Source organism: Streptomyces sp. NPDC025721 (genome assembly GCF_055558595.1).
In genome coordinates this window covers 1-4652 of record NZ_JBVHMF010000055.1, presented here as the reverse complement: position 1 = coordinate 4652, position 4652 = coordinate 1, and the positions used below count along the sequence as shown (strand labels likewise).

Sequence of the window (4652 nt, the reverse complement as noted above, 5' to 3'; positions counted from 1 at the left end):
TGCAGTCCTAGACAGCTCCACCACACCGGAGGTCTTCGCCATGATCAAGCACCGGGACATGTCAACAACGCTCGTGATCAATACACCTAGGGCCCGTCCGGCCCCACGCTCCTCGCCTTCGCGGTCCTGACGCCCAAGCCGACAGGCGCGGTTACCGCCGGGTGACGGCGTCTCCTGTCGAGGCGGGCGCGGCATCGCACGGCGGGTAGGGTGCTTCGGACCGATTCCGCGCGGGGCTGGCAGAATCGGGGTGTGAGCGCCGAGCGGAGGATGCGGGACCCTGGCGGGGCGGTTGTCGTGACGGGAAGCTCGGGCCGGGTCGGATCGGCCCTGGCCGCGGCCTTCGACGCGGCGGGCCGGGAGGTCCGCGGCGTGGACAGGGTGGCCGGCCGCTGGACGAGCGTCGTCGCCGACCTGCGGGACCCGCGCGAGCGGCGGGCCGCGCTGCGGTCGGCCGACGTCCTGGTCCACACCGCCGCGCTGCACGCCCCGCACGTCGGGCGCGTGGCCGATGAGGAGTTCCGCGCCGTGAACGTCGGCATGACCGCGGAACTCCTCGACGACGCCGCGCGCCTCGGTGTCCGGCGCGTTCTCTACATCAGCAGTACCAGCGTCTACGGCCACGCCCTAGTGCCCGCGGACCGCGCCGTCTGGGTGGACGAGCACCTCACGCCGCTTCCCCGGGACATCTACGACGAGACCAAGCTGGCCGCGGAACGCCTGGTCGCCGCCTGCGGCGTCTCCGCGGTCACGCTGCGCATCGCGCGGTGCTTTCCGGAGCCGCTGCCCGTACGCGCCCGCCATCTGCTCCACCGGGCGGTCGACGTGGCCGATGTCGCGGCGGCGGGGGTCCTGGCCGTGACGCGCTCTGAGGTGACCGGCACGTTCAACGTCTCCGGGCCGCACGTGTTCCAGCGTGAGGACTGCGTCGCTCTCCACCGCGACGCGGGCGCGGTCCTCGCCGGTCGGGCTCCTGACGTGGTCGAGGCGTTCCGCGACCGGGGGTGGCCGGTGCCGGATCGTCTGGACCGCGTGTACGACTCCACCGCGGCAACGAACGCCTTCGGCTACCGCCCTGTTCGCGGAGTCCGGGAACTCTTGCGGGACGCCCGCGCGGTCTGACGGCACGCTGTCCGATCGACGGCATGCGGATCGTGGCGGATGTGACGCGGGCCGAAGCGGACGCGACGACCTCGGCGACGCTGACCCCTGATCGAGGCCCGGTCCCGCGCACGGCGGCTCCCGGGCGGGTTCGCGCATTACCCTGGCGGCTGTCCGACAGTGGGATTCGCAGACTTCACCTTATCGGGGGACCGCGTGGCAGTTCACCAACAGCCCACCGGGGCAACGGACTTGGACGAGCTGCGGCGGCGGGCCGTCGCGGCGCCACGGCGGGAGGAGGGGCTGGTCGTCTGCGAGAACCTGGTGCGGATCTACCAGACCGAGGGCGTCGAGGTCCAGGCGCTCCAGGGCCTCGATCTCGCCGTGGCCCAGGGCGAGATGATCGCGGTGGTCGGGGCGTCCGGCTCCGGGAAATCCACCCTGCTGGGCATACTCTCCGGCCAGGACGTGCCCACCGCGGGCGCCGCCACGGTCGCCGGACACGACCTGCTGACGATGAAGCGCCGCGAGCGGCTCAGCTACCGGCGGGGCACCGTGGGCTTCGTCTGGCAGCAGACCTCGCGCAATCTGCTGCCCTACCTCTCGGCGGCCGAGAACGTGATGCTTCCGATGACGTACACCGGGATCAAACGCTCCCAACGCCGGGCGCGGGCCGAGGAATTGCTCGACCTGCTGTCCGTCGGACACTGCCGGGACCGTACGCCCGACACGCTCTCCGGCGGCGAGCAGCAGCGGGTCGCAATCGCCGTGGCCAACGCCAACGAGCCGCAGGTGCTGTTCGCCGACGAACCCACCGGCGAACTCGACACCGCCACCAGCGACGAGGTGTTCGCGGCACTGCGCCGGGCCAACGAGGACCTGGGCGTCACCGTGATCGTGGTGACCCACGACGCCCTGGTGTCCGAGCAGGTCCAGCGCACGGTGCGGATCCGCAACGGCCGCACCTCGACCGAGGTGCTGCGCCGGGTCACCACCGGCGAGGACGGCGTCGAGGTGCTCACCGCCGAGGAGTTCGCGGTACTGGACGCCAGCGGGCGGCTGCAACTGCCCGGCCAGTTCACCGAGCGCCTGCACATGCGCAAACGGGTGCGGCTGGCCCTGGAGACCGACCACATCGGCGTATGGCCGGACGAGGCCGCGCGGCGGGCGAAGTCCGCGGCGGAGAGCGCCGCGGGCGCAGGAGACACGGAGGGCGACACGGAGTCCACCGAGAGCGCCCCGTAAGCCCTGCGCTCGACGGCCGCACCCTGAGCCGCGGCCGTTCACGTGAGCCGCAGCACGGCCCCCAGCCGCCGCCGACGCGCGAGGACGGTCTCGGCCGCGGCGGCGACCAGGATCAGCGCGGTCACGGCGACGACGAGGGCGAGCGTCAGCGAGTAGTCGGTGCGCAGGGCCGGTTGGGCCGGGCCGCCGGTGAACTGCCGCAGGTCCAACGCCGGTGCCATGAGCCGCGGTTCGAGCAGCCCGAGCAGCGTGCCGCCCACCGCGGAGGCGACCGCCAGCGGCAGCAGTTGCAGGAAGTGCAGCGCCCCGGCCTCCTTGCCGCCGAGCCCGAGCGTGCGCAGGAACGAGGCGGTGCGACCGCGCTCGTGCGCGGTGAGGGTCAGTTCCAGGGCGAGCGTGAGCAGGCCGGCCAGCGCGGCCAGGATCGACGTGACGGCGTAGGCCGTGTCGAGTCCCCGCGTCAGCCCGTCCGCGCGCAGGGCGCTCAGCGTTTCGGAGCGGACGCGGATCCGGGCCAGCGGCCCGAGCGTCTGGGCCGCCGCCGACCGCAGCGCGGCGGGCGTGGCGGGGGCGGTCCCGTCGGGAGCGCCGCCCTTGAGCAGCATGACGGTGCTCCCCGAGGACTGCTCGGGCATCAGGTGCTCGGCGCCCGCCGTGGTGATCAGCAGCGGCGTACCGGCGGGAATCCGCGCCGTGACCGGCCCGAGGAGAGGGTCGTGCAGGTCCGCGCCGGTGAGGGTGCCGACCGGCGTGAGAACCAGGTCCACCGGCCGCCGCCCGAGGATCGAGACGCTGGAGGTGAAGCCGCCGGTGCGCTCGCGCGCCCGCAGGTCGGGCGAGAGGAAGGACGGCAGCGGGACGCGCGCGTCGATCCGGGTTCCCGCCGGGGTGGCCAGCCCGGACAGCAGGGCGTTGGCCAGCGGCGACTTCGGTGCCACGGCGGCCAGTTGCCGGGGGTCCACGGTGATCACGGCGACCTGCGTGATCAGCGCGCCGTCGACCTGTCCCACCAGGTCGAGGGTGTGCAGATGCTGGACGACGGTCCGTATGCCCTCGCCTGCGCCGGTCCCCGGCGCGGCGGTCCCGGTCGTGGCCCCGTTCGCGGTCCCGGCCACGATCGCGCTCGCGTCCGCGCCGGTGGTCCAGTCCGCGCCCGCGGCCAGGCCGTCGCCGATCGTGCGCTGCACGAGGCCGCCGAACACGGCCGTCCCCAACGTCAGGACCAGGACGAACAGCGCCAGCCCGGTCGCCGGGGCGTCGTGGGCGGCCCGTGCCGCCCCGATGAAGCCCACCGCTCCCCGGGCGCGCCGGGTCCGCCGCAGCACCACGCGCAGCGCGAGCGGGGAGATCCGCAGCAGGAGCAGCACGACGGCCAGCGCCACCAGCACCGGCACCGCGCCCAGAATCCCGTCGGGCCCCTGCGAACGCAGCGCGACCACGCCCGCCGTCGTCGCGAGCAGCACCGTCAGCTCCAGGACCACGCGGCGGCCGGTGACAGCGCGGCGGCGCGAGCGCCGCGGTCGGCCGGGCCTGCGCGGCTCGCGGACCGCGAGCCACGTCATCAGCGGCACCGTCACCATCACGACCGCGGCGGCGAGCGCGGCGGGCACCGGCTGCGGCGATCCTGACGTGCCGCCGGGAGCCAGGGCCCGACCGGCCGCCCAGCCGAGCGCAGCGCCGATCAGCACCACCGGCCAGGCCACGGCGCAGCGCAGCAGCACCAGCCGCGCGGTGGACGCGCCCCGCGCGCGCTGCAACCGCAGGTGCGCCCGCCGTCGGCGCAGCAACAGCCGTACGGCGACGGCCACGGTCGCCAGCGCGACGGCGGCCAGCGCGTCGACGGCGTACATCGCCAGCGCCCTGGCCTGATGGTCCTGAGCGGTGAACTCGGCGAGCAGCGGCGTCAGGAAGTCGGTCACCAGCAGGGACCCGGTGGCCTGACCGCGTACGTGGCAGCTGATGTCGCCGGAGATCCAGTCGGTTCCCTGGCACAGGGCGGCACTCAGGTCCGCGCCGTAGTGGGACAGCGGCCCGGCCAGCGCGCGGGCCTGGTCGAGCGCCGCTCCCGACAGGTCGGCCCGCAACTGCCAGGTCACCCGGGGCCCGACGACCCCGGCCCCTGCGAGCAGGTCGGCGGCGTCGAGGCCGACGAGGGCGCTGACGGCGAGCACCGTGCCGGGGGGGGGGGGGGGGGGGGGGGGGGGGGGGGGGGGCGGGGGCGCCCGCCCGCGCCAAAAACGAGCGAACGCGGCCGCGGTATGGTAGACCCGCCCGCCCCGCAAAGCGAACTCGGGGGGGGAGTTTCC

General features: G+C 74.6%; 3 protein-coding genes. 2 read left to right on the top strand and 1 reads right to left on the bottom strand.

What is annotated here, in order from left to right; translation table 11 throughout:
- Nucleotides 1-297 precede the first annotated feature (297 nt).
- Nucleotides 298-1122: an NAD-dependent epimerase/dehydratase family protein gene (locus ACZ4EF_RS36795; protein ID WP_467508556.1), complete on the top strand. Its 825-nt coding sequence runs from the start codon at nt 298-300 to the stop codon at nt 1120-1122.
- A gap of 231 nt (nt 1123-1353) precedes the next feature.
- On the top strand, nt 1354-2346 hold the full coding sequence (locus tag ACZ4EF_RS36790) for an ABC transporter ATP-binding protein (RefSeq protein ID WP_401719734.1): 993 nt from the start codon (nt 1354-1356) through the stop codon (nt 2344-2346).
- 38 nt (nt 2347-2384) lie between these two features.
- Here ACZ4EF_RS36790 and ACZ4EF_RS36785 read toward each other — a convergent pair whose 3' ends face one another.
- Complete coding sequence (locus ACZ4EF_RS36785; RefSeq protein ID WP_467508554.1) at nt 2385-4517, bottom strand: hypothetical protein; 2133 nt, start codon at nt 4515-4517, stop codon at nt 2385-2387.
- Nucleotides 4518-4652: the final 135 nt, after the last annotated feature.